General features: G+C 73.1%; 26 protein-coding genes. 13 read left to right on the top strand and 13 right to left on the bottom strand.

From position 1 onward, the window contains the following. Nucleotides 1-152: 152 nt before the first annotated feature. The gene (locus P5G59_RS06560; RefSeq protein ID WP_301217154.1) at nt 153-380 is read left to right on the top strand and encodes a hypothetical protein; all 228 of its coding nucleotides are present in this window, start codon (nt 153-155) and stop codon (nt 378-380) included. Here the strand turns inward: P5G59_RS06560 and P5G59_RS06565 are convergent. Together P5G59_RS06565 and P5G59_RS06570 are read right to left on the bottom strand one after the other, a co-directional pair. Then, a complete protein-coding gene (locus P5G59_RS06565; protein ID WP_301217156.1) occupies nt 335-2,251 on the bottom strand; it encodes a heavy metal translocating P-type ATPase in 1,917 nt (638 codons plus the stop codon). The genes P5G59_RS06560 and P5G59_RS06565 overlap by 46 nt on opposite strands. Continuing rightward, nucleotides 2,248-3,315, bottom strand: coding sequence for a zinc-dependent alcohol dehydrogenase (locus tag P5G59_RS06570; protein WP_301217158.1), 1,068 nt, complete (start codon nt 3,313-3,315; stop codon nt 2,248-2,250). Before P5G59_RS06570 ends, P5G59_RS06565 begins: the two co-directional genes overlap by 4 nt. 173 nt (nt 3,316-3,488) lie before the next feature. On the opposite strand from P5G59_RS06570, the gene P5G59_RS06575 reads away from it, so the two are divergent. Further along, nucleotides 3,489-3,914, top strand: coding sequence for a hypothetical protein (locus P5G59_RS06575; RefSeq protein ID WP_301217160.1), 426 nt, complete (start codon nt 3,489-3,491; stop codon nt 3,912-3,914). Next, the gene (locus P5G59_RS06580) at nt 3,911-5,320 is read left to right on the top strand and encodes an MBL fold metallo-hydrolase RNA specificity domain-containing protein (protein WP_301217162.1); all 1,410 of its coding nucleotides are present in this window, start codon (nt 3,911-3,913) and stop codon (nt 5,318-5,320) included. The genes P5G59_RS06575 and P5G59_RS06580 overlap by 4 nt, the downstream gene beginning before the upstream one ends. Here the strand turns inward: P5G59_RS06580 and mgtA are convergent. Both mgtA and P5G59_RS06590 read right to left on the bottom strand, forming a co-directional pair. After that, a complete protein-coding gene (gene mgtA, locus P5G59_RS06585; RefSeq protein WP_301217164.1) occupies nt 5,265-7,922 on the bottom strand; it encodes a magnesium-translocating P-type ATPase in 2,658 nt (885 codons plus the stop codon). The two genes, P5G59_RS06580 and mgtA, sit on opposite strands and share 56 nt — an antisense overlap. Continuing rightward, nucleotides 7,919-8,839, bottom strand: a complete 921-nt coding sequence (locus tag P5G59_RS06590) for a universal stress protein (protein ID WP_301217166.1) — start codon at nt 8,837-8,839, stop codon at nt 7,919-7,921. Before P5G59_RS06590 ends, mgtA begins: the two co-directional genes overlap by 4 nt. Nucleotides 8,840-8,948: 109 nt before the next feature. On the opposite strand from P5G59_RS06590, the gene P5G59_RS06595 reads away from it, so the two are divergent. Further along, nucleotides 8,949-9,503 (top strand): flavodoxin family protein, encoded by a 555-nt coding sequence (locus P5G59_RS06595; protein WP_301217168.1) that lies wholly within the window; start codon nt 8,949-8,951, stop codon nt 9,501-9,503. A gap of 28 nt (nt 9,504-9,531) precedes the next feature. On the opposite strand, the gene P5G59_RS06600 is transcribed toward P5G59_RS06595, so the two are convergent. Genes P5G59_RS06600 through P5G59_RS06610 form a run of 3 tightly spaced genes read right to left on the bottom strand, consistent with a single transcriptional unit; the run spans nt 9,532 to nt 11,371 of the window. Next, nucleotides 9,532-10,020 carry a universal stress protein gene (locus P5G59_RS06600; protein WP_301217170.1) on the bottom strand — a complete coding sequence of 163 codons (489 nt, stop codon included), beginning with the start codon at nt 10,018-10,020 and terminating at the stop codon, nt 9,532-9,534. Between the two features lie 18 nt (nt 10,021-10,038). Next, entirely contained in the window at nt 10,039-10,458 is a 420-nt protein-coding gene (locus P5G59_RS06605; protein ID WP_301217172.1) for a pyridoxamine 5'-phosphate oxidase family protein, read from the bottom strand. After that, nucleotides 10,445-11,371: a universal stress protein gene (locus P5G59_RS06610; RefSeq protein WP_301217174.1), complete on the bottom strand. Its 927-nt coding sequence runs from the start codon at nt 11,369-11,371 to the stop codon at nt 10,445-10,447. Before P5G59_RS06610 ends, P5G59_RS06605 begins: the two co-directional genes overlap by 14 nt. Nucleotides 11,372-11,493: 122 nt before the next feature. Here P5G59_RS06610 and P5G59_RS06615 point away from each other — a divergent pair, with 122 nt between their 5' ends. The 5 genes from P5G59_RS06615 to P5G59_RS06635 all read left to right on the top strand — a co-directional run bounded on the left by P5G59_RS06615 (nt 11,494) and on the right by P5G59_RS06635 (nt 16,621). Beyond that, entirely contained in the window at nt 11,494-12,495 is a 1,002-nt protein-coding gene (locus P5G59_RS06615) for a zinc-dependent alcohol dehydrogenase family protein (protein ID WP_301217175.1), read from the top strand. Between the two features lie 12 nt (nt 12,496-12,507). Next, nucleotides 12,508-13,371: a universal stress protein gene (locus P5G59_RS06620; RefSeq protein ID WP_301217176.1), complete on the top strand. Its 864-nt coding sequence runs from the start codon at nt 12,508-12,510 to the stop codon at nt 13,369-13,371. Between the two features lie 104 nt (nt 13,372-13,475). After that, the gene (locus tag P5G59_RS06625; RefSeq protein ID WP_301217177.1) at nt 13,476-15,167 is read left to right on the top strand and encodes a GAF domain-containing protein; all 1,692 of its coding nucleotides are present in this window, start codon (nt 13,476-13,478) and stop codon (nt 15,165-15,167) included. Beyond that, the gene (locus P5G59_RS06630) at nt 15,164-15,808 is read left to right on the top strand and encodes a response regulator (RefSeq protein WP_301217179.1); all 645 of its coding nucleotides are present in this window, start codon (nt 15,164-15,166) and stop codon (nt 15,806-15,808) included. The genes P5G59_RS06625 and P5G59_RS06630 overlap by 4 nt, the downstream gene beginning before the upstream one ends. Before the next feature lie 60 nt (nt 15,809-15,868). Beyond that, nucleotides 15,869-16,621, top strand: a complete 753-nt coding sequence (locus P5G59_RS06635; RefSeq protein WP_301217181.1) for a BON domain-containing protein — start codon at nt 15,869-15,871, stop codon at nt 16,619-16,621. Here the strand turns inward: P5G59_RS06635 and P5G59_RS06640 are convergent. Beyond that, nucleotides 16,587-16,787 (bottom strand): hypothetical protein, encoded by a 201-nt coding sequence (locus P5G59_RS06640; RefSeq protein ID WP_301217183.1) that lies wholly within the window; start codon nt 16,785-16,787, stop codon nt 16,587-16,589. The two genes, P5G59_RS06635 and P5G59_RS06640, sit on opposite strands and share 35 nt — an antisense overlap. 145 nt (nt 16,788-16,932) lie before the next feature. Between P5G59_RS06640 and P5G59_RS06645 the strand changes: the two genes are divergently transcribed. Next, complete coding sequence (locus P5G59_RS06645) at nt 16,933-17,202, top strand: hypothetical protein (RefSeq protein WP_301217185.1); 270 nt, start codon at nt 16,933-16,935, stop codon at nt 17,200-17,202. A gap of 14 nt (nt 17,203-17,216) precedes the next feature. On the opposite strand, the gene P5G59_RS06650 is transcribed toward P5G59_RS06645, so the two are convergent. From P5G59_RS06650 to P5G59_RS06665, 4 genes are read right to left on the bottom strand one after another with little or no spacing between them, the layout of a single operon-like run. Then, nucleotides 17,217-18,074 (bottom strand): universal stress protein, encoded by an 858-nt coding sequence (locus P5G59_RS06650; RefSeq protein ID WP_301217187.1) that lies wholly within the window; start codon nt 18,072-18,074, stop codon nt 17,217-17,219. Then, nucleotides 18,071-18,520: a universal stress protein gene (locus P5G59_RS06655; RefSeq protein ID WP_301217189.1), complete on the bottom strand. Its 450-nt coding sequence runs from the start codon at nt 18,518-18,520 to the stop codon at nt 18,071-18,073. Before P5G59_RS06655 ends, P5G59_RS06650 begins: the two co-directional genes overlap by 4 nt. 10 nt (nt 18,521-18,530) lie before the next feature. Beyond that, the gene (locus P5G59_RS06660) at nt 18,531-19,415 is read right to left on the bottom strand and encodes a universal stress protein (protein ID WP_301217191.1); all 885 of its coding nucleotides are present in this window, start codon (nt 19,413-19,415) and stop codon (nt 18,531-18,533) included. Further along, on the bottom strand, nt 19,412-19,903 hold the full coding sequence (locus P5G59_RS06665) for a pyridoxamine 5'-phosphate oxidase family protein (protein ID WP_301217193.1): 492 nt from the start codon (nt 19,901-19,903) through the stop codon (nt 19,412-19,414). Before P5G59_RS06665 ends, P5G59_RS06660 begins: the two co-directional genes overlap by 4 nt. Before the next feature lie 107 nt (nt 19,904-20,010). On the opposite strand from P5G59_RS06665, the gene P5G59_RS06670 reads away from it, so the two are divergent. Both P5G59_RS06670 and P5G59_RS06675 read left to right on the top strand, forming a co-directional pair. Next, nucleotides 20,011-20,316, top strand: a complete 306-nt coding sequence (locus P5G59_RS06670) for a DUF5652 family protein (protein ID WP_301217195.1) — start codon at nt 20,011-20,013, stop codon at nt 20,314-20,316. Between the two features lie 15 nt (nt 20,317-20,331). Next, a complete protein-coding gene (locus P5G59_RS06675; protein ID WP_301217197.1) occupies nt 20,332-20,736 on the top strand; it encodes a DUF805 domain-containing protein in 405 nt (134 codons plus the stop codon). 3 nt (nt 20,737-20,739) lie between these two features. Here the strand turns inward: P5G59_RS06675 and P5G59_RS06680 are convergent, their stop codons facing one another. Then, complete coding sequence (locus P5G59_RS06680) at nt 20,740-21,498, bottom strand: SDR family oxidoreductase (protein WP_301217199.1); 759 nt, start codon at nt 21,496-21,498, stop codon at nt 20,740-20,742. Nucleotides 21,499-21,645: 147 nt separating this feature from the next. Here P5G59_RS06680 and P5G59_RS06685 point away from each other — a divergent pair, with 147 nt between their 5' ends. Further along, the gene (locus P5G59_RS06685) at nt 21,646-22,509 is read left to right on the top strand and encodes a helix-turn-helix transcriptional regulator (protein WP_301217200.1); all 864 of its coding nucleotides are present in this window, start codon (nt 21,646-21,648) and stop codon (nt 22,507-22,509) included. Nucleotides 22,510-22,746 lie beyond the last annotated feature (237 nt).

Raw genomic sequence — 22,746 nt, forward strand, 5'->3', positions numbered from 1 at the left:
GTGAAGACGGCACCTGACCGGCCGGGCGCGCGGCGCTTGCTGCTGCGCTCGGTCAGGTCTCTCGCACATCCACGATCGCCGATGCGCCCCGACGGGAGTAGGGACTTTGGTCACTCCGCGTCGGGCGGGCGGCGCTGGCCTAGGCTTCCGGCATGGACGATCCTACCCAGGAGCAGCTGGAAGCCTCCGACAAGGTCGAGAAGCGCACGGTCGGCGGCGAGCTGCGCTACTACATCAAGAACATCCGTGAGCACTGGCCCGCTGTCGTGGAAAACGAGCCGGACGCGGCCGGGCACGAGGCGTGGTGGACGCCGGACGGCAAGTTCCACGCCACTCATGCCCAACTCCGGCGCGATGCGATGGTGGGCGGGATCGTCTGACCTGGGTCGCCTGGCGTCGGGCGCGCGGCGCGGAGCGCGGCGAGGATGGTCGCCAGGTCCACCACCTCCTGCAGCAGCGCGCCGACGACGGCCGGGATGACGCCGAACGCGGCGATGCACATCAGCACCACCGAGGCGGCGATGCCGAGCCAGATGCTCTGCAGCGCGATGGTCACCGTGCGGCGCGAGATCGCGACGGCCTCCACCACCTTGCCGATGTCGTCCACCAGGATGACGACGTCGGCCGACTCGCTCGCCGCGGTCGCGCCCTTCGCGCCCATGGCGATGCCGACGTCGGCGCTCGCCAGCACCGGCGCATCGTTGACCCCGTCGCCCACCATCGCCACCGGGCGCTCGGCGATCGAGGCGACCCGGGCCACCTTGTCCGCGGGCAGGCACTCGGCCAGGTAGTCGTCGATGCCGAGCTCTGCGGCGACACCGGCCGCTGTCTCCTTCGCGTCTCCGGTCAGCAGCTCGATGTGCGGGATGCCCAGGGCGGCGAGACCCTGCAGCATGTCGCGGGCGTTCTCCCGAGGCGGGTCCCGCTCGATCAGCGCGCCCGCGTAGGCGCCGTCGACGGCGACGTAGACGGCGAGCTCGCCGGGCGCGATGGGCTCGCGGTGCGCGTCCGGGGCGAGGGAGCGGACGAAGGAGAGCTTGCCGACGGCCACGGTCCGCTCGCCGATGCGGGCGAGCACGCCGTCGGTCGCGCGCTCTTCGGCAGACACCGCCGGGCGTAGCGGGAGCGAGTGCTCGGCCGCGGCGCGCATGACCGACGCGGCGAGCACGTGCGAGGAGTACTGTTCCGCACTGGCGGCGAGCGCGAGCAGCTCGTCGGGGTCGAAGCCGCTCGCGGCCCGCACCTCCATCAGCACCGGGCGGCCGCCGGTCAGCGTGCCGGTCTTGTCGAAGACCACCGTCTTGGCGCGGGCCAGCCGCTCGAAGACGCCGCCGTTGCGGACGATGATGCCCGACCGGGCCGACCGGCTCATCCCGCCGATGAAGGCGACGGGAGCGGCGATGATCAGCGGGCACGGCGAGGCGAGCACCAGCACCTCGGCGAATCGCACAGGGTCGCCGCTGACGAACCAGGCGAGGCCGCCCAGGAGCAGCGAGAAGACGGTGAATGGCACCGCGAAGCGGTCCGCGATCCGCACGACGCGTGCCTTCGTCTTCGACGCCTGCGCGACGAGGGCGACGATCTGCTGGTACTGGCTGTCGGCGGCGACCTGCGTCGCGCGGATCCGCACGGCGGCGGTGCCGTTCACGCTGCCGCTCAGCACCTCGTCGCCTTCCTGCTTCTCGGCCGGGAGGCTCTCCCCGGTGATCGAGGACACGTCGAACGCGGCGTGCTCGGCCAGGAGGACCGCATCCACCGGGACGACCTCGGCCGGCCGGACGAGCAGGATGTCGCCCACCCGCACCTCGTCCACGGACACATCCTCGACCGCGGTCGAGCCGTCGAACACGTAGCGGTGGGCGGTGCGCGGGTCGCGCCGGAGCAGCGCGTCCAGCTCCCGTCGTGCCCGCCGGTTGGCGTAGTCCTCGAGGGCCTCTCCGCCGGCCAGCATGAGCACGACGATGATGGCCGCCGCCAGCTCGCCCACCACGACGGTCGCGACGATCGCCACGATCGCGAGCAGGTCGACCCCCAGGCCGCCGCCGCGCAGCGTCCGGATCATGCGGACCGTGTAGCCGGCCGCCACCAGCAGGGCGAAGCCTCCCGCGAGCCACGTGGCGACCGTCGTCGCTCCGGAGAGCGCGAGCACGGCCGACACGACCCCGACGACGATCGTCAGCGCCACCAGCCAGTACCGGGCGAGCAGCCTGGCCGCGCGCGAGCGGCCCGTCGGCGGCGTCGGGTTCGTCATCCGGCGGACGACCCGGCCGCGGTCTCCGACTCCGACTCGACCGGGAGCCCGGCGTCGTAGGTGAACACCAGTCGGGCGGGCACCTCCCCCGCGAGGACCTCGCCGACGGCGGCGTTGACGTCGGAGAGGTCGCGCGGCTCGGCGACGACCCTCGTGCGTCCTGCGGCGTGCAGCGCGAACACCTCGGCGAGGTCCTGCCGGGTGCCGACGATGGAGCCGATGACCGAGATCCCCTTCAGCACCGTGTCGAAGACGGGGATGGTCAGCGTGCCCTCCGCGGGCAGCGAGACGAGCACGAGCCGTCCGCCGCGGTTCAGCGAGCGGAACGCCTGGTCGAACACCGTTGGCGCCACCGCGAGCACGATCGCGACGTCCGCCCCGCCGAGGTGGTGGATGGCCTCCACCGGGTCGACCTCCGCGGCGTTGACGGCGTGGTCGGCGCCGAGCTCGACCGCCAGCTCCAGCTTCTCCTCCGTGATGTCGACGGCGACGACCTGCGCGCCGACCAGGCGCGCGTACTGCACGGCCAGGTGGCCGAGCCCGCCGATCCCGAACACGGCGACGCGTTCGCCCGGGACGACGTGAGCGTTCTTGACCGCGGCGTACGTGGTGACGCCGGCGCAGGTGAGCGGGGCGGCGTCCAGCGGGCTGACCCCGTCGGGCACCGGCGACGCGAAGCGCGCGTCCGCGAGCGTGTACTCGGCGTAGCCGCCGTCGACGGAGTAGCCGGTGTTGTGCTGACGCTCGCACAGGTTCTCGCGGCCGTCGATGCAGTAGCGGCACTCGCCGCAGGCGTAGCCGAGCCAGGGGAGGGCGACGCGCTGGCCGACCTTGCGGGTGGTGACGCCGTCGCCGAGACGCTCGACGATGCCGACGCCCTCGTGCCCCGGAACGAAGGGGAGGCCGGGCTGGACGGGCCAGTCGCCGTTGATCGCGTGGATGTCGGTGTGGCACAGTCCGCACGCCTCCAGGCGCACCAGGACCTGGCCGGGACCCGGCGAGGGGATGGGTCGGTTCTCGAGGGTGAGCGGCTGACGGTACTGGCTCACGACGGCTGCGCGCATGGGCGGCTCCTTTCGGTATGACGCCAGTCTCCGGGCGGCGCGCGGCCCGCGGTCGGGTCGAAGGTCCCGCCGCGGGAGCCTGCCGCCCCGCGGGCCTTTCGGCCCTGCGGGCGGGTGTCCCCGGCTCGGCATCCTGGGCACGAGAGTCCGGAGAACAGAGTTCGGAGAACGCCATGAAACGCTGGATACGCATCACGCTCACCGTCCTGACCGGAGCCGTCGGCCTGACCGCCGTCGCGGGCGGACTCGCCCTGCTCGTCGCCGCGCTCACCTCCACGAACGGCGGCGGCGTCACGCCGGACCGCTCCTACCTCGGCGGGAGCCCGTTCACCTCGTACATCGTGCCGGGGCTGGTGCTGGCCGTCGTCGTCGGCGGCACGCACATCCTGGCGGCGGTGCTCACCGGCCGCGGATCGCAGGCCGGACCGTTCGCCGCCGCGGTCGCCGGGTTCGGGCTGCTGATCTGGATCTTCGTGCAGATGATGTTCATCCCGTTCAGCCCGCTCCAGGCCATCTACTTCCTCGCCGGCCTCGCCGAGCTCGGCCTGGTGCTGCTGGGGCTCGGCCTCTTCCGCCGCCGCGCGGTGGCCGCCTCGTGAGCACGACCCTCCGGTTCCTCGGCGCCACAGACACGGTCACGGGGTCGCGCTACCTGGTCGAGACCGACAGCACCCGCGTCCTCGTCGACTGCGGCCTGTTCCAGGGCTACAAGCAGCTCCGCGAGCGCAACTGGCGGCCGTTCCCGGTCGACCCCGCCTCCCTCGATGCCGTCGTCGTCAGCCACGCGCACCTCGACCACACCGGGTACCTGCCGGCGCTCGTCCGCGACGGGTTCCGCGGGCGCATCCACGCGACGACCGCGACTGCGGAGCTGAGCGGGCTGGTGCTCCCCGACAGCGGCCGCCTGCTGGAGGAGCAGGCGGAGTTCCGCGACCGCCACCACACCTCCCGGCACTCGCCGCCGCTCCCGCTCTACACCGAGCAGGACGCGCTGGCCGCGCTCGAAAGGTTCGACCCGCACCCCTTCGGCCACGACCTGAGCCTGGGGGACGTGACGGTGCGGTTCGTGCCGGCCGGCCACATCCTCGGCGCCGCCCAGGTGCTGGTGCGCACGGGCGACGGCCGCATCCACTTCACCGGCGACCTCGGCCGGGTCGACGACCCGCTCATGCGGCCGCCCGTCGCTCTGGAGGAGACCGACGTGCTGGTCTCCGAGTCCACCTACGGCGACCGCCGGCATCCGCACGTGGACGCCGCGAAGCTCCTCGGCGACATCGTCACCGACGTCTGCCGGCACGGCGGCGTCGTGCTGCTGCCCGCCTTCGCCGTCGGGCGAGCGGAGACGCTGCTGCTGCACCTGAGCAGGCTGCGGGCGCGGGACCGCATCCCCGACGTCCCGATCTTCCTCAACAGCCCGATGGCCGTCAACGCCTCCGAGATCTACGCGCGGCACCCGGAGGAGCACCGCATCGCACCGGACGAGTTCGCAGCGATGTACCGGCTGGCGACCCTGGTCCGGTCGGTGGACGAGTCGAAGCTGCTGAACCTGCGCGGCGGGCCGGCCGTCATCATCTCCGCGAGCGGGATGCTCGAGGGAGGCCGCATCCTGCACCACATCGACGCGTACGGCGGCGACCCGCGCAACGCCATCGTGCTGACCGGCTTCCAGGCCGGCGGCACGCGGGGAGCGGCGCTGCAGCGCGGGGAGCGGGTGCTGCGCATCCACGGCAAGGACGTCCCGATCCGGGCGCAGGTGCACACGCTCGAGATGCTCTCGGCGCACGCCGACGCGGCCCAGCTGGTCGACTGGATGGGGACCGCGCCCGTCGCACCGGGCTCGGTCTACCTGACCCACGGCGAGCCGGAGGCGGCCGATCAGCTGCGGCTGCGCATCCGCCGATCGCTCGGCTGGAGCGCCCGGGTGCCCGAGTTCGGCGAGACGGTCGCCGTCACCGGGACTGCGGAGCAGGCAGGCCCCGGCCGGATCGCGGCGACCGCGCCGTGAACCGGGAGGCGCGGCGCGCGACCCGGTGCCCGTAGGCGCGCCGCCGCACCGGCGTCGACGGCGGCCGCACCAGGCGGGCGTGGTACCAGACCTTCGCCGCCTCGACGAGCAGCAGGTAGGCCAGCACCATGCCGACGAGCGCCAGCAGGAACGGCGCGGGGAGCGGCGTGAAGCCGAGTACGCCGGACAGCGGCGAGTACGGCAGCCAGGTGCCGATCGCGACGACGGCGAGCACCGCGACCGTGAGCGGCAGGGACGCGCGGCTGCGCAGGAACGGCACCCGGCGCGTCCGGACGGCGAACACGATCAGCGTCTGGGTGGCGATCGACTCGATGAACCAGCCCGACCGGAACTCGGGCGGGGCCGCCTGCAGCGCGAAGAGCATCAGCCCGAAGGTCGCGAAGTCGAACAGCGAACTGATCGGGCCGAACAGCAGCATGAAGCGGCGGATGGCGCCGATGTCCCAATGCGCGGGCGCTCGCAGCTGCTCCGGGTCGACGTGGTCGGTCGGGATCGCCAGCTGGCTGGAGTCGTACAGCAGGTTGTTCAGCAGGATCTGCCCGGGCAGCATCGGCAGGAACGGCAGCACGATGGAGGCGACCGAGGCGCTGAACATGTTGCCGAAGTTGCTGGAGGTGCCCATCAGCACGTACTTGATCGTGTTGGCGAAGATGCGCCGCCCCTCGGTGACGCCGTCGGCGAGCACCCCGAGGTCCTTCTCCAGCAGCAGCACGTCGGCGGCGTCCTTCGCGACGTCGACGGCGGAGTCGACCGAGATCCCGATGTCGGCGCCGTGCAGGGCGAGCGCGTCGTTGACGCCGTCGCCGAGGAAGCCGACCGCGCGGCCCTTCCTACGCAGCACCCGGACGATGCGGGACTTCTGCTCCGGCGAGACACGGGCGAAGATCGACGCGGCGCGTGCGGCCTCCGCCAGCTCGGGGTCGCCGAGCGCGTCGACGGCGTCGCCGTCCAGCGTGCCGCCGTTCGGCCGGCCGAGCTGCGCCCACAGCCGTTCGGCGACGACCGCGCCGTCACCGGTCGCGATCTTCACCTCCACGCCCAGGTCGGCCAGTCGGTCGAGCGACTCGCGCGCACCCGGCTTGACGGCGTCAGAGAAGGCGAGGAAGCCGCGGAGCACCAGCCCCCTCTCCGCTTCCGAGTCGAGGGAGGCGATGCGGGGTGCCGGGCGGGAGGCCACGGCCACCACGCGCGCGCCCTCCTCGTACAGGCGGGACAGCGCGGCGGAGGCGTCGGCGGTCGTGCCGTCGCACAGCGGCAGGACGGACTCCGGCGCCCCCTTCACGACCACGATCGGATCCGATCCCGCGGCCTGGGAGAGGGCGGTGCACCGGCGGCGCTCGTGGTCGAACGGCTCGACGTCGAGCCGGTGGTAGGCGGCGAGCGGAGCGGCGGCCGCCCCCGGCGCCTGCCAGAGCGCCTCGTCCAGCGGATTCAGGCCGACCTGCCCCGGTGCGGCCGGGTCGGTGTCGGTGGCGAGCAGGCCGAGCAGGAGCACGTCGTCCGCCGACTCGGACCCCACCGGCACGGCGCGGTCGAACGCGATCCGGCCCGTCGTCAGGGTCCCCGTCTTGTCCGTGACAAGGAGGTCGAGGTCGCCGAGGTCCTCGATGCACACCATCCGCTTCACCAGCACGCGGCGTCGGGCGAGGGCGCGCGACCCGGCGGCCAGGCTCGTGCTCACCACCGCGGGCAGCAGCTGCGGTGTGATGCCGACGGCGATGGCGAGGGAGAACAGCAGCGACTCGATCAGCGGACGGCCGAGCAGGATCGCGGCGGCGAAGATGACCGACGTCAGGATGAGCGCGACGACCAGCAGGAACACCGAGAACCGGCCGAGCCCGCGCTGGAACTCCGTCTGCGGCTCGGTCTCGGCGAGCCCGACGGCGATGCGCCCGAACTCCGTGTCGCCCGCAGTCGCCACGACCACCCCGAGGCCGCCGCCGGCGTGCACCACGGTCCCCATCAGCGCGCAGCAGGTCAGGTCGCCGATCCCGGCTGCGGGCACCGCGGCGGTGGACTTCGTCACGGCCGCGGCCTCGCCGGTCACGATGCTCTCGTCGCACGCCAGACCGGAGACCTGGATCAGCCGCAGGTCGGCGGGCACCACCGTGCCGACCGAGAGCGCGACGACGTCGCCCGGCACCAGCTCGGTCACATCCACCTGCCGCCGCTCGCCGCCGCGCACGACGACCGCCGTGTGGCGCAGCCGGTCGTGCAGCGCGTCGGCGGCGCGCTCCGCCCGGAACTCGTTGACGAAGCCGAGCCCGACGCTCACCAGCAGGATCACCGCGATGATCGTCGCCTCGACGCCCTCGCCGACGAACGACGACACGACCGCCGTGGCGAACAGGAGGATCAGGATGGGGCTGCGCACCTGCCGCAGCAGCACGAGCCCTGGGCGGGCCCGGTGCCCGCGCACCGCGTTCGGGCCGAGCTGCGCCAGCCGTTTCGCCGCCTCCTCCACCGAGAGCCCCGCCGCCGACGAGCCGAGCGAGGCGAGCACCTCCGTGCCCTCCCGGGAGGCCGCGTCGCGGACACGGCTGACCTCCGCGGCCGCAGCCGCGGGGCGCGCCTCGATCACCGGCCGGCCGTGCGGTCGCGCCCCGGCGACCGCACCACCGCGACCGGGGTCAGCGCGTTCAGCAGCACGTCGTGGCCGACCGACCCCAGCATCACGCGCTGCACGCCCCGGCGGTCGTGCGTGCCGATGACCAGCAGCCGCGACCCCTCCGCCTCCGCCACCATCCCGCGCGCGGGCGAGGTCTCGATGGTCTCGGCGAAGACCGTCAGCCCGGGGTGCTCCGCCCGCACGCGCTCCGCGGTGTCCTCCGCGATGCGCTCGCGGCGGTCGCCGAGCGAGACCTCGGGCACCAGCCCCGCCAGCAGCGGGTTGGCGATGTAGCCGGCGCACACGATCGTCAGCGGCTCGCCCAGGGCGGCCGCCTCGTCCGCCGCGAACTCCACGGCCGGCTCGGCCCCCGGCTCGCCGTCGACGCCGACGACGACCCCCTCGCCTCCGTCCTCCCAGCCGTGCGGGACGGCGACGACGGTGCAACCGGCCACGGCGGCGACCCGCGCCGCGATGGAGCTGGCGAACGTGTGCCGCCGCTCGGCGTCGGACGGCGTCCCGAGCACCAGCAGGTCGGCCTTCGCCGACGCAGCGACCAGCTCATGGCCGACGTGGCCGAACAGCGTCCGGGTCGTCACCTCGATGTCGGGGGCGACCGTCTGCACGCTCCCCGCGTCGGACGCCTGCGAGCGGCGGTCCAGCACGGTGCGCGCGTGGTGCACCGCGATCCTCTGCTCCGCCTCCAGCAGGGTCTTCGAGGCGAGCTCCAGCAGCCGGGTCGGGCGTGGCCCGCTGTCGCCCCAGGAACGCTCGATCACGTGGCCCAGTTCGAGCCGGGCGCCGTCTCGCGCGGCCCGCTCCGCCGCCCAGTCCAGGGCGGCGCGGTGGTCGGGCTCGCCGTCCACGGCGACCATGATGGTGTCGGTCATAGCCACAGCCTCGCCGGTCCGCGCGCACAGCGTAGAGCCGAAAGTCCCGCAGGCGCCCCAGTGACTTTCGGCCCTGTGGAGTCGGCGGACGCTCGGCGAGAGTCGTCGCATGAACGAGACACCTCCGGTCGCCAGGGTGACCATCATCTACGAGTCCATGTTCGGCAACACGCGCAAGGTCGCCGAGGCGATCGCGGAGGGGCTGCGGCCGACCGCGACCGTCACCGTGCTCCCTGTGAAGGACGCGCCCGAGTCGATCGGCGAGGCCGACATCCTGATCGCGGGAGCGCCGACGCATGTGCACGGCCTCAGCCGGCCGTCCACCCGGACCGAGGCGGGCAAGTGGGCGGACGACGCCGCGCGCCACCTGACGCTGGAACCGGACGCCGAGGGCATCGGGATGCGGGAGTGGCTGGAGACCTGCGGACAGGTCCCGCCGGTCTTCGCCGCCTTCGACACCCGTGCAGACACGGCCGAGCTGTTCAGCGGATCCGCCGCCTCCCACATCGAGAAGCGGCTGCGGAAGCTCGGTTCCCGGCGGTTCCTGCCGAAGGCGAGCTTCGTGGTCGACAAGCGGAGCGTGCTCGTCGACGGCGAGCTCGAGCGGGCGCGGTCCTGGGGTCGGACCATCGGCGCCGAGCTCCGGATGCCGGTCCTGCACTGAGGGGATGACCCGGCGAGGCGCCCGGCCGTCAGCCCCGGTCGGCCGCCTCCGAGCCGTGGATCACGAGCACCGGGCAGTCCGCGTGCTCGACGCACGACCGGGACACCGACCCCAGCAGCAGCCCGGTGAACCCGCCGAGCCCGCGGCTCCCCACGATCAGCATCTCGGCGTCCTCCGACTCCGCGATCAGCTGCCGCGCGGCCGACCCGTTGCGGATCACGACCGAGTACCAGGAGGGCGCCGCCGGCCCGAACACCTCGCGCGACGCCTGCTCGGCGATCGCGTGCGCGTCGGCCTCCGGCGACCAGCCGTCCATGACATAGCCCGGCCACGACTGCGGGAACTCCCACACCGTCACCCCGACCAAGGAGCAGCCGAGGCGCTCGGCGATGCGTGCGCCCCGTCGCAGCGCGGAGAGCGACGAGGCCGAGCCGTCGACCCCGACGACGATCCGGCCGCCCGGGTGGATGCGGTCCTCCATGCCGGTCTGCTCTCCTGCGGGTGCGTTGTCAGTCATGCGGGTTGCCTTCCGTTCTCACCAGCGCTCCGGCTCGGGACGGCGGAGGAACCGCCGGCCGCTCAGGGCGTCGATGTCGATGTGGATGTAGCGGTACTTCAGCGTGGGGATCCACGGCTGCAAGGGCGCCTTCTCGGCCTCGTCGATCTCCGACTGCCGGTCCAGCTGCCGGGCGCGGCCGTGCACGACGACACTCCACGCCTCGTCGTCGGTGTACCCGTCGGTCTCGAAGGCGACCGCGCTGTGCACGGTCAGCTCCAGCAGCTTGGTTCCCGGGGCGGTGCGGATCAGGATGATCTCGCCGTCGGAGAAGTAGTTGACCGGATAGATGTCCGGCTCCCCGCCCGCCGCGGTGGCCAGGCGACCGAGCACGCCCCGCTTCAGCAGCTCGCGGCACTCGTCGCGGCTCAGTTCCTGCACCGGTTCATCCGACGGCATGGGCCTCTCCTTCCTGCTTTCGCACCGCGACAGGCTCCGCAGGCTGCGGAGCGGGCACGGGTGCGTGGACGACGATGGTGGGCGACGAGACGTTCAGCAGCACGTCGTAGGCGACCGAGCCGAGGCCGCCCTGCTGCGGCACCTCGCGCCGCGAGTCCCCGATGACCAGCAGCTCGGCCGCGCGGGCGACCTCGTTGAGCGCTGTGCCCGGTGTGCGCCGCACGACCCTGCTGCGGATGGTGATGCCCGGCTGCCGGGTGCGGGCCCTCGCCACGGCGGTGACGAGCAGCTGCCGGGCCTCGTCGTCGCGGCGCAGCTGCCAGTCGCGCAGCTCGTCGTCCCGGTCGGTCTCGAAGCGGTGATGGACGCTGGAGGAGCGCACGGCGACGAGCTCGCAGTGGTGGTCGCACGCCAGGTCGGCGGCGAGATCGATCGCGGCCATGCCGGCAGGGGTGTCGTCGACGCCCACCACGACGCCGCGCCGCAGCCGCGACTCGGTCTCCGGGATGATCGCCACGGGTCCCGTGGCGAGGTTCGCCAGTTGCAGGCTGCGCGAGCCGAACGCGCGCCCGTAGTGGAAGCCGGTCTTGTGGGTGCCGACGACGAGCATGCAGTCGGGACGGCTGTACGAGGCCAGGGTGACCATCGGACTCCCGGAGCGCAGTTCGCCCGTGATGGCGACGTTTCCCGGCGCGAGGGAGCGCGCGTTGGCGAGCTCCTCGTCCAGCAGCGCGCCGGCTCCGGAGTCGACCTCGTCGATCAGCTGCGTGCCGACCGCGCCCCACTCGTCGTCGGCGACGTGCACCAGCGACACGGCGGCCGAGTGCTCGCGCGCGTGGGCGATGGCCCAGCGGACCGCTGCCCGGGCGGGGACCGATCCGTCGACTCCGACGACGAACTCACGGATGTTCATGAGCACCTCCGCTCGCAGTCTCGCCAGGGGTCGGGCCCCTGCGAAGGGTCCTAGGTCCCGCGGGACCTTCGGCCCGGCCGACCTCAAGCCCGGTGGCTTGACTGCAGGGGAGGGAGGTCTCCATGGCTTCGATGCGCGCGTGGCGCACCACGGGTGAGGCGCGGGGTGTCGAGCTGGTCGACCTCCCGCTGCCTGCGCCGGGCGACGACGAGGTGCTGGTGCGGGTCGAGGTCTGCGGCATCTGCCGGACCGACCTGCACGTGATCGACCACGAGATCCCCGTGCACCGCGCGGCCGTGGTGCCCGGCCATCAGGTCGTCGGGCGGGTCGCAGCGGCCGGTGCCCGGGTTCACGGCGTCGCGCCGGGGGACCGGGTCGGCGTCGCGTGGCTGCGCCGCACCTGCGGCGAGTGCGCCTTCTGCCGTCGCGGCGCCGAGAACCTCTGCCCGTCGTCGCAGTACACGGGATGGGACGCCGACGGCGGTTTCGCCGAGTACCTGACGGCTCCCGCCGCCTACGTCTACCCGCTCGGAGACGACGTGGATGCGCCCGAGACCGCGCCGCTCCTCTGCGCCGGGATCATCGGCTTCCGCGCGCTGGAGCGGGCGCAGCTCCCACCCGGCGGCACGCTCGGGATCTACGGCTTCGGGTCGAGCGCGCACGTCACCGCCCAGCTCGCCCTGGCCTCCGGCGCCCGCGTCTTCGCGATGACCAGGGGCGAGCAGAACCGGGCGCTGGCGCGCGAGCTGGGCGCGGCCTTCGTCGGCGGCGAGGCCGACCAGCCGCCGGAACCGCTCGACGCAGCGATCGTCTTCGCCCCGGCCGGGACGCTGGTGCCGGTCGCGCTCCGGGCGACGGCGAGCGGCGGGACGGTCGTGCTGGCCGGGATCGAGATGTCCGACATCCCGCCGCTTTCGTACACCGATTCCCTGTTCCGGGAGCGGGACCTGCGCACGGTGACCGCCAACACCCGGGCCGACGGGATGCGCTTCCTCGCCCTCGCCGCGAACCTGCGGCTCCGGCCGAGCGTGCGCAGCATCCCGTTCGAGGGTCTCGCCGACGCGATCGGCGATCTGCGGGACGGCCGTGCGAGCGGCTCGATGGTGCTGCAGGTCGAGAGATAGGAGGAGGAGAGCATGCTCGAACGGACCGTCGTCTGTTGGAACCGTACGCCCGCCGCCGAGGCCGCGCTGGAGTGGGCGCTGCGCCGGTCGCGCGACACCGGTGAGCGCGTCGAGGTGTTCGACGTGATCGAGCGCGCCCTCTTCGAGGGCGACGGCGCGGCGCTCGAGCGCGCATCCACTCAGGAGGAGCAGCGCCTCGCCGAACGGCTGGACGAGCTCTCCACCACCCACCCCGGCGCCGTGGAGGCGAGCGCACTGCTGGTCGGCGACCCGCTGGAGGTGCTCTCCGAGCAGACCCAGCCCGACACTCTGGTCGTGGCCGGCACCTCCCACCGCGCCGGTCCGCGCGTGCGGTACGGCTGGTCGCTCGGCGCCCGCCTGGCGACCGCCGCAGCAGGACCGGTCGCCGTCGTGCCCGTCGAGGCGCCCTCCGTGGCGAAGGCGCGGACGGGCGTGGTGGTCGGCATCGACGGGTCGGAGATCGGCCGCCGGGCGCTCGACTTCGCCGCGGCCGAGGCGGCGATCCTGCAGCAGCCGCTCACCGTCGTCCACTGCTGGCGGGAGCCTCTCGCCGACGAGCCGCTCATCGTGCCGGACGACGACTTCGTCGACTCGCAGCAGCTCGTGCGGCAGGAGCTGCTCGACGAGCACGTCCGGATCATCCGGGAGGCGCGGCCCGACCTCGAGGTCCGCTCCGTCCTGCTGCGCCAGCATCCGATCGCCGGTCTCCGCGTGCAGTCCGAGCACGCCTTCATGCTCGTCGTCGGCAGCCGCCGGCTGACCGGCTGGAAGCGCACCTGGCTCGGCTCGGTCTCGCACGGCCTCCTGCTCGACCTGGCGGCCCCGACGGTGGTGGTCGGCCCGGAGACAGCCTGAACGCTTCGGAAGGGTGCCGTCGACGCCCGCTAGAGTTACACTCAGCCCGACGGCGCCCATTCCCTGCTGCCATCGTGGCGGAACCTGGAAGGGGGTGGTTCCGAATGGCGGGCGACGAGCCGATCACGTTCCCGGATGCACCCCGGGCTGAGCTGGACAACGCTCTCTCGCAGCTCGTGGAGCAGGCGAACCGTGTCCTCCAGACCCAGGGCAGACTGCGAACGCTGATGCGTGCGAACAGTGCCGTTGTCTCCCACCTCGAGCTGCCGACCGTGCTGCGGACCATCGTGGAGGCCGCGGTCGACCTGGTCGGAGCGCACTACGGAGCGCTCGGCGTCATCGCTGAGACGGGCGGACTGGAGCAGTTCATCCACGTCGGGATGCCGCAGGCAGATGTCGAACGCATCGGCCACCTGCCGGAGGGCCACGGCCTGCTCGGCGCCCTCATCGACGACCCGCGCCCGATCCGCATCGACTCGATCGCCGACGACCCGCGGTCGGCCGGCTTCCCGGCCCACCACCCGCCGATGACCGCGTTCCTCGGCGTCCCGATCACGGTGCGCGACACCGTCTACGGCAACCTGTACCTGACCGACCCCGAGTCCGGCGGCTTCAGCGAGGACGACGAGCAGCTGGTGCGGTCCCTGGCCGCGACCGCCGGTTTCGCCATCGACAACGCCCGGCTCTACGCGGAGTCGTCCGCCCGCCAGGCCTGGACCGCGTCCGCCGCGGAGATGACGGCCTCCGTACTCGGCGGCGAGGCCCCGGACGCGCTGGGAGAGCTGATCGGGCGCATTTCCGCGCTGGTCGGAGCGCGCGCCGCCTTCGTCGTCCAGCTCGACCCCGAGGAGCCGGCGGCCCGGGTGACCACGGTGGCCGACGACGACAGGGCGCTGGCCGAGGCGGCCGTCGAGGTGGACCAGGTGCGGAGCGCTCTCGAAGGGGCGCAGCCGCTCCGCCTGGACGCTCTGCGGGTCGCGACCGAGGTGGCCGGCTGGCCGCCCGGGCCCGCGCTGGTCGCGCCGTTCGCGCTGGCCGACGACCGGCCCGCGGCGCTCGTCGTCGTACGGCCGACGGGCGCACCCCGCTTCAGCGCGTTCGAGCTGGAGCGGGCGACGGGACTCGCCCGGCAGGCGTCGCTCGCGCTCGAACTCGCCGCGGCCCGTGCCGACCGGCAGCGCGCCCTGCTGCTGGAGGAGCGCGCCCGCATCGCGCGCGACCTGCACGACCACGTCATCCAGCAGCTGTTCGGGGCCGGTCTCGAGCTGCAGAGCGTCGAGTCCATGCTCGGCCCCGGTGCGCTCGCCGACCGGGTGGACGGCGCGGTCGCCTCCATCGACCAGGCGATCGCCGAGATCCGCACGGCGATCTTCGCGCTCTCCCACCAGCACAACGGTGCGGACAGCCTCCGCCACCGCGTGCTCGACATCGTGCGAGAGGTGGGAGGCGGACTGCCGGCACCCGCCACGGTGTCGTTCTCCGGCCCGGTCGACGTCGTGTCGGAGCCCGGCCTCGCCGACGACATCGCCGCGTTCGTGCGCGAGGGGCTCACCAACGTCGTCCGTCACGCGGGCGCCACATCGGCCTCCGTCTCGGTGGCGGCTTCCGGCGACGAGATCCTGGTCGTGATCGCCGACGACGGTCACGGCATCGGCGACACCACCCGCCGCAGCGGCCTGGGCAACCTGGATGAGAGGGCGAAGCGGAGGGGCGGCGCACTGACCGTCGACTCCGGCGCCGACGGCACCCGGCTCGGGCTCAGCGTCCCCGTGCCGACGACGAGAGGTACCATATGAACGGAACGGCCATCCGCGTCTTCCTCGCGGACGACCACGAGATCGTCCGCCGCGGGCTGGTCGCCCTCATCGACGCGCAGGAGGACCTGGAGGTCGTCGGCGAAGCGGCCACCGCTGCCCAGGCGCGGGCCCGCATCCTCGCGGTGCGGCCCGACGTCGCCGTGCTCGACGTGCGCCTCCCGGACGGCAGCGGTATCGACGTCTGCCGCCGCATCAAGCAGGACGAGCCCGGCATCCGGTGTCTGATGCTGACCGCGTACGACGACGAGGACGCGCTGCGGGCCGCCGTCATCGCCGGAGCCGACGGGTACGTGATCAAGGACATCCGGGGCAGTTCGCTGCTCGACGACATCCGCGCCGCGGCCCGCGGCAAGCGCCTGATCGACCCGCGCGTCGCCTCCCGGGTCTCGTCGCAGCTGCGGGAGCCGGCGGACGACCCGCGGTTCGAGTCGCTCGGGCTGCGGGAGCGGCAGGTGCTCGCCCTCATCGCCGACGGACTCACCAACCGCCAGATCGGGGAGCGCCTGGGCCTCGCGGAGAAGACGGTGAAGAACTACGTCAGCTCGCTGCTGGCCAAGCTCGGCCTGGAGCGGCGGACGCAGGCGGCCGTGCTGCAGCTCGACCACCGCGGCAGGGCCTGAGGGGACCTTCGGCCTTCTCGCCGGTTGCGCGGGAGCGGCAGGCTCGTCGCCATGGACAGCATGAGCATGACGAGAGAGACGCCGGCGCCGGAGCCCGCACCGAGCGACAAGGCGCGCGCGCACGAGCAGCTCAGGGTCCGGGAGGCCGTCGAGGCGGAGCTCGCCTGGACGCCCGAGGTGCAGAGCCCCTCCATCGGGGTCGCCGTCGACGACGGCGTGGTCACCCTGACCGGTGACGTCTCGTCGCTGCACGAGCGCATCGCCGCGGTCGGGGCCGCCGAGCGTGTCGCGGGGGTCCGGACGGTCGCCGACGAGCTGCGGCTGAAAGGCGGGGACGGCGAGCCGAGCGGGCACAAGCTCGCCGCGGCGGTCGACGCGATCCTGGCCTGGACGGCGAACGTCCCGCAGCAGGGCATCCGCGCCGAAGTGCAGGGGCACCGCGTGGTGCTCACCGGGAGCGTGGAGTGGGACTACCAGCGCGTGGCCGCCAAGACCGCGGTGCAGCACATCTACGGCGTGCACGAGGTGGACAACCGCATCGAGCTGACCCGCCGGCCGCAGGCGGAGGACGTGCTGGAGCAGATCGGCAACGCGATCACGCGCAGCGCGATCCTCGACGCCCGCCGCATCCGGGTGACCGTGGACGGCACCGAGATCACGCTCAGCGGGCATGTCGGCTCGTGGGCGGAGCGCGCCCAGGCGGTGCGCACCGCGTGGGCGTCGCCGCACGTCAGCGCGGTCCACGACCTCCTGGTCGTCGACCCGGAGAGCTTCCCGGTCACGCCCCCAGCAGCACCAGCACGTGATAGGTGACGTACACCGGCCAGACGAACGCCTCCAGCAGCCCCAGGATGACGCCCCAGAACGAGCCGTCCGAGACGGAGACGAAGTAGATCGCGGCGCCGATGTAGGCGAGCAGGAACACGAAGCCCCACGGCCCCGCGCTCTCGACCACCCGGGTGCTTCTGCTGTCTGCCATGAGAGAACCCTCCAGTTTCTCGATCGGCTAGGGATGCACAGCCCGTGCAGGTAAACTCTGCGCGACGCCGACGCGGCAATGTGCGCGCCTTCCGACGTCGGCCGAAAACAGCCCCTGCGCGGGCCCATCAGTCAGGAGATGCCGCGTGCCACGGCACATCATCACCATCGCGGGGCGACGGTTCGTCGTGGGGGACGGCGACATCGAACAGGTCAGGGGCCGCCTCCTCGAGGCGGTGCGCAACGGAGGCGAGTTCGTCGAGATGGGCGCGGTGGATGCGCTGGTCAGCCCGGGGCTGCCGGTCTTCATCGAGCGGCGCGACGAGCCGGACTCCGACCCCGAGCCCGCCGCCGGCGCGGCCACGGCCGAGGCCATCGCGATGCCCGCCGACGAGTTCGACGACTGGGGTATCTGAGCCGGGGGCACGGTTCACACCAGGCAGCCTGGGGTGACGACCACGGTCGGCACCTCGATGTGCAGGATCATCGCGTGGCTCACCGATCCGAGCAGGAAGCGGTCGACGCCGCGGTGCTGCTGCGTCCCGAGCACGAGCAGCGACGCGGAGTGGACCGGGCCGGCGAGCGCGTAGTACACCTGGTCGCGCACCAGCCGCGGCGTGACCGTCAGGTCGGGGTTGGCGCTGCGCAGGCTGCCGACCACCGAGTCCAGCATCGCCTTGTGCTCCTCCTCCAGCTCGCCGAGCAGCGGACCCTCCGACACCGCGCCCGAGACGCTCACCAGCGGGTCGAGCCAGGAGTGCACCACGACCAGCTCGTGCCCGAGCCGGCGCGCCTCCCGCGCGGCGAAGCGCGCCGCCTTGAGCGACACCTCCGACCCGTCGACACCGACCACGACGCTCGTGCGGCCCTCCTCCGGCAGCGCGGGCACTACCGCCACGGCCCCGCGCGCCGTCGCGGCGAGGCGCGCGCCGAGCGACCAGTGGTAGCGGGCGCGCGGCCCGCTGCGCTGACCCGTGCCGACGACGACCAGGTTGTCCGGCCGGGAGAACCGGCGAAGCTCCTCCACCCGATCGCCCGCCATGATGTGGGTGTTCACCCGCAGCCCAGGATGCTCGTCGCTCACCCGCGCGGCACGCTCGTCCGCGGCCTCGTGCCGTCGTGCCACCATCTCCGGTGTGACCACGCGGCCGGGGATCGGCTTCTCGTCGTCCTCGACATCCACCAGCAGGATGGCGTCGTCGTTCTGCTCGGCTCGGCGCACCGCCCACTCCAGCGCCTGCTCGGCCTCGAGCGAGCCGTCCCAGCCGACCACCGTCCCTTCGTTCATGGTCTTCCCTCCGGTCTGACCACCAGCACCGGGCAAGGCGCCTGGGTCGCGCAGTACAGGCTGACGGAGCCGAGGAACGGCGACGCCAGTCCGCTCAGCCCCCTGCTCCCGACGACGAGCATCGCCGCGTCCTTCGCCGCCTCGACGAGCACGCCCCCCGCGTGCCCGAGCTCGGCGTGCAGGTGCACCCACTCGGGCCGCGCGTCCCCGAACTCCCCGCGGACCAGCTCCTCGAGCACGCCGTACGCGACCGCTTTCGGCCCACGTCCCGGCTCCGGGTAGTACGCGTCGTACATCGACGTGGAGTGCTGCCAGGCCATCACGACCTCCAGCCGGGTGCCGAGCGCCTCGGCCAGCCGTGCCGCCTCGTGCAGGGCCCTGCGCGACTCCTCCGAGCCGTCGACGCCGCAGACGATGGGAGGCGAGACCGTCCTCGATGGCTGCATGACCGCCCCCTCAGCTGTCCGCGACGGTCTCGGGGACGACGAACGCGTACTCCTTCGGCGTCACCAGCACCGGACACGGCAGGTCGAGCAACAGATCGTGGCTGACCGAGCCGAGCATCGTCGCCGCGAGCCGTCCGCGGCCTCGGGTGCCGACGACGACGAGCGCGGCGCCCCTTCCGCGCTCGATCAGGGCCGTCGCGGGGTTCCTCCGCACGACGAGCGGGGTGATCGGCGCCTCGCGCGCGATCGGCACGTCGGCGATCGCGTCGGCGACCACCGTCTGCTCCCGCGCCAGGAAGTCCTTGTCCAGCGTCTGCCCCTCGTCGAGGGCGCGCTGGAAGACTTGCGGAACATCCCACGTGTGCACCGCCTCGATGTCTGCGCCCAGCCAGCTCGCCTCGGTGACCGCGAGCGCCAGCGCCGACCGGGCGAAGCTCGACCGGTCGATGCCGACCACCACGACGTTCCGCTTCGGCGGAGGGGTGTCCGGGATGATCGCGACCGTGCACTCCGCCTTCGCCGCGACCCGGAGGGGGAGGGAGCCGATGCGGGCGCCCGACCCGTCGATCCGCCGGTCCGTGCCGACGGCGAGCAGCGACGCGCCCTCGGCCGCGCGCAGCAGAGCGCCGGCCGGCGGCCCGTCCACCCAGCGGAACTCGGCGGAGACCCCCGGCACGAGCGACGCGACGTGGGCGCGCGCCTGCCGGAGCTCGGCCTCCACCGTGACCGAGAGATCTGTGTGCGGCCCGAAGACGGCGGCGCCGAGCCGCGTGTCGAGGGCCATCACGACGTCGAGGGTGCCACCGCGCGCACCGACGCGCAGGGCGGCCCAGTCCAGCGCCCGCCAGGCGGACGCCGTGCCGTCGAAGCCGACGACGGTCCTCCCGTCGCTCATCGCGGGCGCTCCGCCCGACCGGTCACGGTCTCCAGCCGGATGCGGTAGACCGCCGCGGACGAACCCGGCCGCCCGAGGTCGGGCCCGGCCGACGCGGAGCGTGGGATGTCGAGCGTGCGCATCATCCCGATCTCCGCGCCCGGGTGCTCGGCGCCGGCCTCCGCGAACACCGGGCGGAAGCGGTCGAGCAGGATGTCGAGGCCCTCCCGCGCGTCGGCGCCGACCAGCTGCTCGAAGAACCCCCAGGCGATCACGCTGCGCCAGTCGTCGACGCTGGAGACGTCGTCCACCTCGAAGCACACTTCCGGGTGCGACCGCAGCGCGTCCAGCTTGCGGCCCTGCGCGCTGTGGGCGTAGATGTCGCCGTCGCGGTACGCGTACGAGATGGGCACGACGTAGGGGGTCGAGCCGTCGACCAGCCCCAGCCGGCCGACGATCTGGTCTGCCAGCACGTCGTCGATCTCGTCGCGGGTCAGCTCCATCAGCATGCGTGCTCCTCACCTCGGCTCGTGTGTCGAGCCTCCCGCGGAAAACCGCACGTCCGTTAGGACTTTCGGCCCTTCGCACCGGCCCCTGCGGGCGCTTGGCTTGACGTATGAAAGCGAAGACGCAGAGCATGGGCGCGATGTCGTTCCCGGAGCTTCCGCCGGGCGGCAAGGTCGTGATCGGGGCTGTCGTCGTGTGGAGCCTCGCCTGGAAGGGCGCGTCCCTCTGGCGCGCCGCGCGCAACGGGAGCAAGCCGTGGTTCGTGACCCTGCTGCTCTCCAACACCCTCGGGGTCCTGGATGCGATCTACCTGTTCGCGGTCGACCGGCCCCACCGCAGCGAGCACCGGGTGGAGGAGGCGATCCTCGCCGCCACCGGGGAGCCGGAGCAGCTCGCCCACTCCGACGAGACGTAAGGGGACGTGGACGCCATGACGTTCTTCGAGGCCATCCAGGCGGACTTCCGCAAGTACGCGGAGTTCACCGGCGCGGCTAGACGGCCGGAGTTCTGGTGGTTCGCCCTGTTCGTGTATCTGGCCGCCGCGGCGCTGGCCGCCCTCAACATCGCCACTCCGAACGGCGTCGTGTACTTCGGCAGCAGCCTGGCGGCGGCGTTCGGCGCCGCGGCCGCGCTGCCGCTGCTCGCGGTGACCGTCCGGCGGCTGCGCGACGCCGGGTATGGCTGGGGTCACGTCTTCTGGCTGCTGCTCCCGATCGCAGGGCTCATCGTCCTCATCGTGCTGCTCGCCCAGCCCACCCGGCCCGTCGAGGCGCCGGTCGGCGCGCCCCTCGGCGGGGCACCGGCCGGGTCCGTGCCGACGGCGCCCGCCCGCTGAGGCTCAGCCCTTCGCCTGCTGGTCGAAGACGAACTGCGCCCGCTGCGCGACGAGTTCGTCGTACGTGCCGTTCTTCTCCGCCCAGCGGTGCATCTGGACGCCCTGGACGAGGATCTGCTTGGGCGTCGGCTCCTGGCCGAGCAGGTCCATCACCTCGGTGGCGAAGTCGCCGAGGTCGAGCGCGTGCGGGTTGACCCGCTCCTGGCCGCTCGACGCGACCGCCGGCGGCACCAGCTCGACCACGTCGATCCCGCTCGACGCCAGCTGCACGCGCAGCGCCTCGGAGTAGGCGTGCACGCCGGCCTTCGACGCCGCGTACGTCGCCATCGGCGGGAACGGCAGGTACGCGATCCCGGAGGTGACCGTCACGATCGTCCCGCTGCCGTGGGCGATCAGGTGCGGGGTGAACGCATCGATCACGCGGATGGTGCCCAGCAGGTTGGTCTCGACGGTGGTCTCGGCCGCGGCGTAGTGCTCCGGATCCCGGAGGTCCTCCATGAGCATGACGCCGGACATGACGATGACCGTGTCCAGCCCGGGATGCGCGGCGAGCACCGCGTCGCGCGCCTCCGCGACCGACGCGGCGTCGGTCACGTCGATGCGGACCGCGCCGAATCCCTGCTCCGCGGCCGCCGCCAGGGCGTCGCTGTCGCGCCCGCCGACCACGACCGTGCTGCCCGCCGCGGCGAACCGGCGCGCCAGCTCACGCCCGATGCCGGAGGTTCCGCCCGCGATGAAGACGGTGCGAGTGCTGATGTCCATGCGAATGTGCCTTTCTCTCTGCGCCCGGACGGTCGCCGGGCGCGGGATCGAGCATTCCTCGCGCCGCGCACCCGCGGCAGAGCCCCGGCGATCCGGGGTCCTGGCAGGGCACCCCCATCCCGCCCCGGCGCGCGTTAGCGTGAGTCCATGACGGACGACGACCGCACAAACAGGCTCGGCGCGTACCTGCGCGCCCGCCGCGACCTCGTCACCCCGGCGCAGGTGGGCCTCCCGGTCGGCGACAACCGGCGCGTCCCCGGACTCCGCCGCGAGGAGGTCGCGATGCTCGCCGGCATCAGCGCCGACTACTACCTGCGGCTCGAACGCGGCCGCGACGCCCACCCGTCGGTGCAGGTGCTCGAGTCGCTGGCGCGCGTGCTGCAGCTCGACGACGTCGAGAGCGCCTACCTCGTCGGACTCGGCGCCGACCGCCCGCGCACGGCCCGCCGCCGCCGGGTGGAGGAGCGGGTGCCCGAGCGCCTGCACCACCTGCTGGCGAGCATCGGCGTCCCGGCGTTCGTGGAGGGCCGGTCGTTCGATGTGCTCGCCTCCAACGACCTGGCCGTCGCCCTCTCCCCGCGCCTGCGCCCCGGCCACAACCGCCTCCGCTCGCTGCTGCTCGACCCCGAGGAGCAGGCCTTCCAGCGCGACTGGTCCGCCGCCACCGCGGGCATGGTCGCCGCCCTCCGCGCGAACATCGCCGACGACGTCGACGACGCTCGCTTCGTCGAACTGGTCGGCGAGCTCGCCATCTCGAGCGAGCGCTTCCGCGCCCTCTGGGCCCGCCACGACGTGCACAACCTGGAGGGCGGAACCGCCCTGATCGACCACCCCGTGGTCGGCGAGCTGCGCCTCCACCGCGACAAGCTCCCCGTCGGCGGCGTCATCCTCGTCGTCTACTACCCCGACGCCGGCAGCGAGAGCGACGAGAAGCTCCGGATGCTGGCGGGGCTGGCCCAGCCGGACCGAGCCGGCTCCGAGAGCAGGTACCCCATCGGGGACTCGGCGTAGCCGACCCGACGCCGGCCCTGGCGTCCGCGCACTCCCTGAGAACTTCTTCACCACCCAGGACTTCCTGACAGAAGCGGCCGGGCCCTATAGTCGGCGCGGGCATCATCGGGGGAGACACCAGACGTCACGCTCCGCGAACGCTCCACAACGCAGGAGGAGGTCGGTAGTCCATGAGCCTGCACGTGGCGACAGTCTTTATGGACGCTGCCGAATCGGGCGACGCGGAGACCGTCGAGC

It is taken from the genome of Leifsonia virtsii (genome assembly GCF_030433675.1).
Lineage (GTDB): Bacteria > Actinomycetota > Actinomycetes > Actinomycetales > Microbacteriaceae > Leifsonia > Leifsonia virtsii.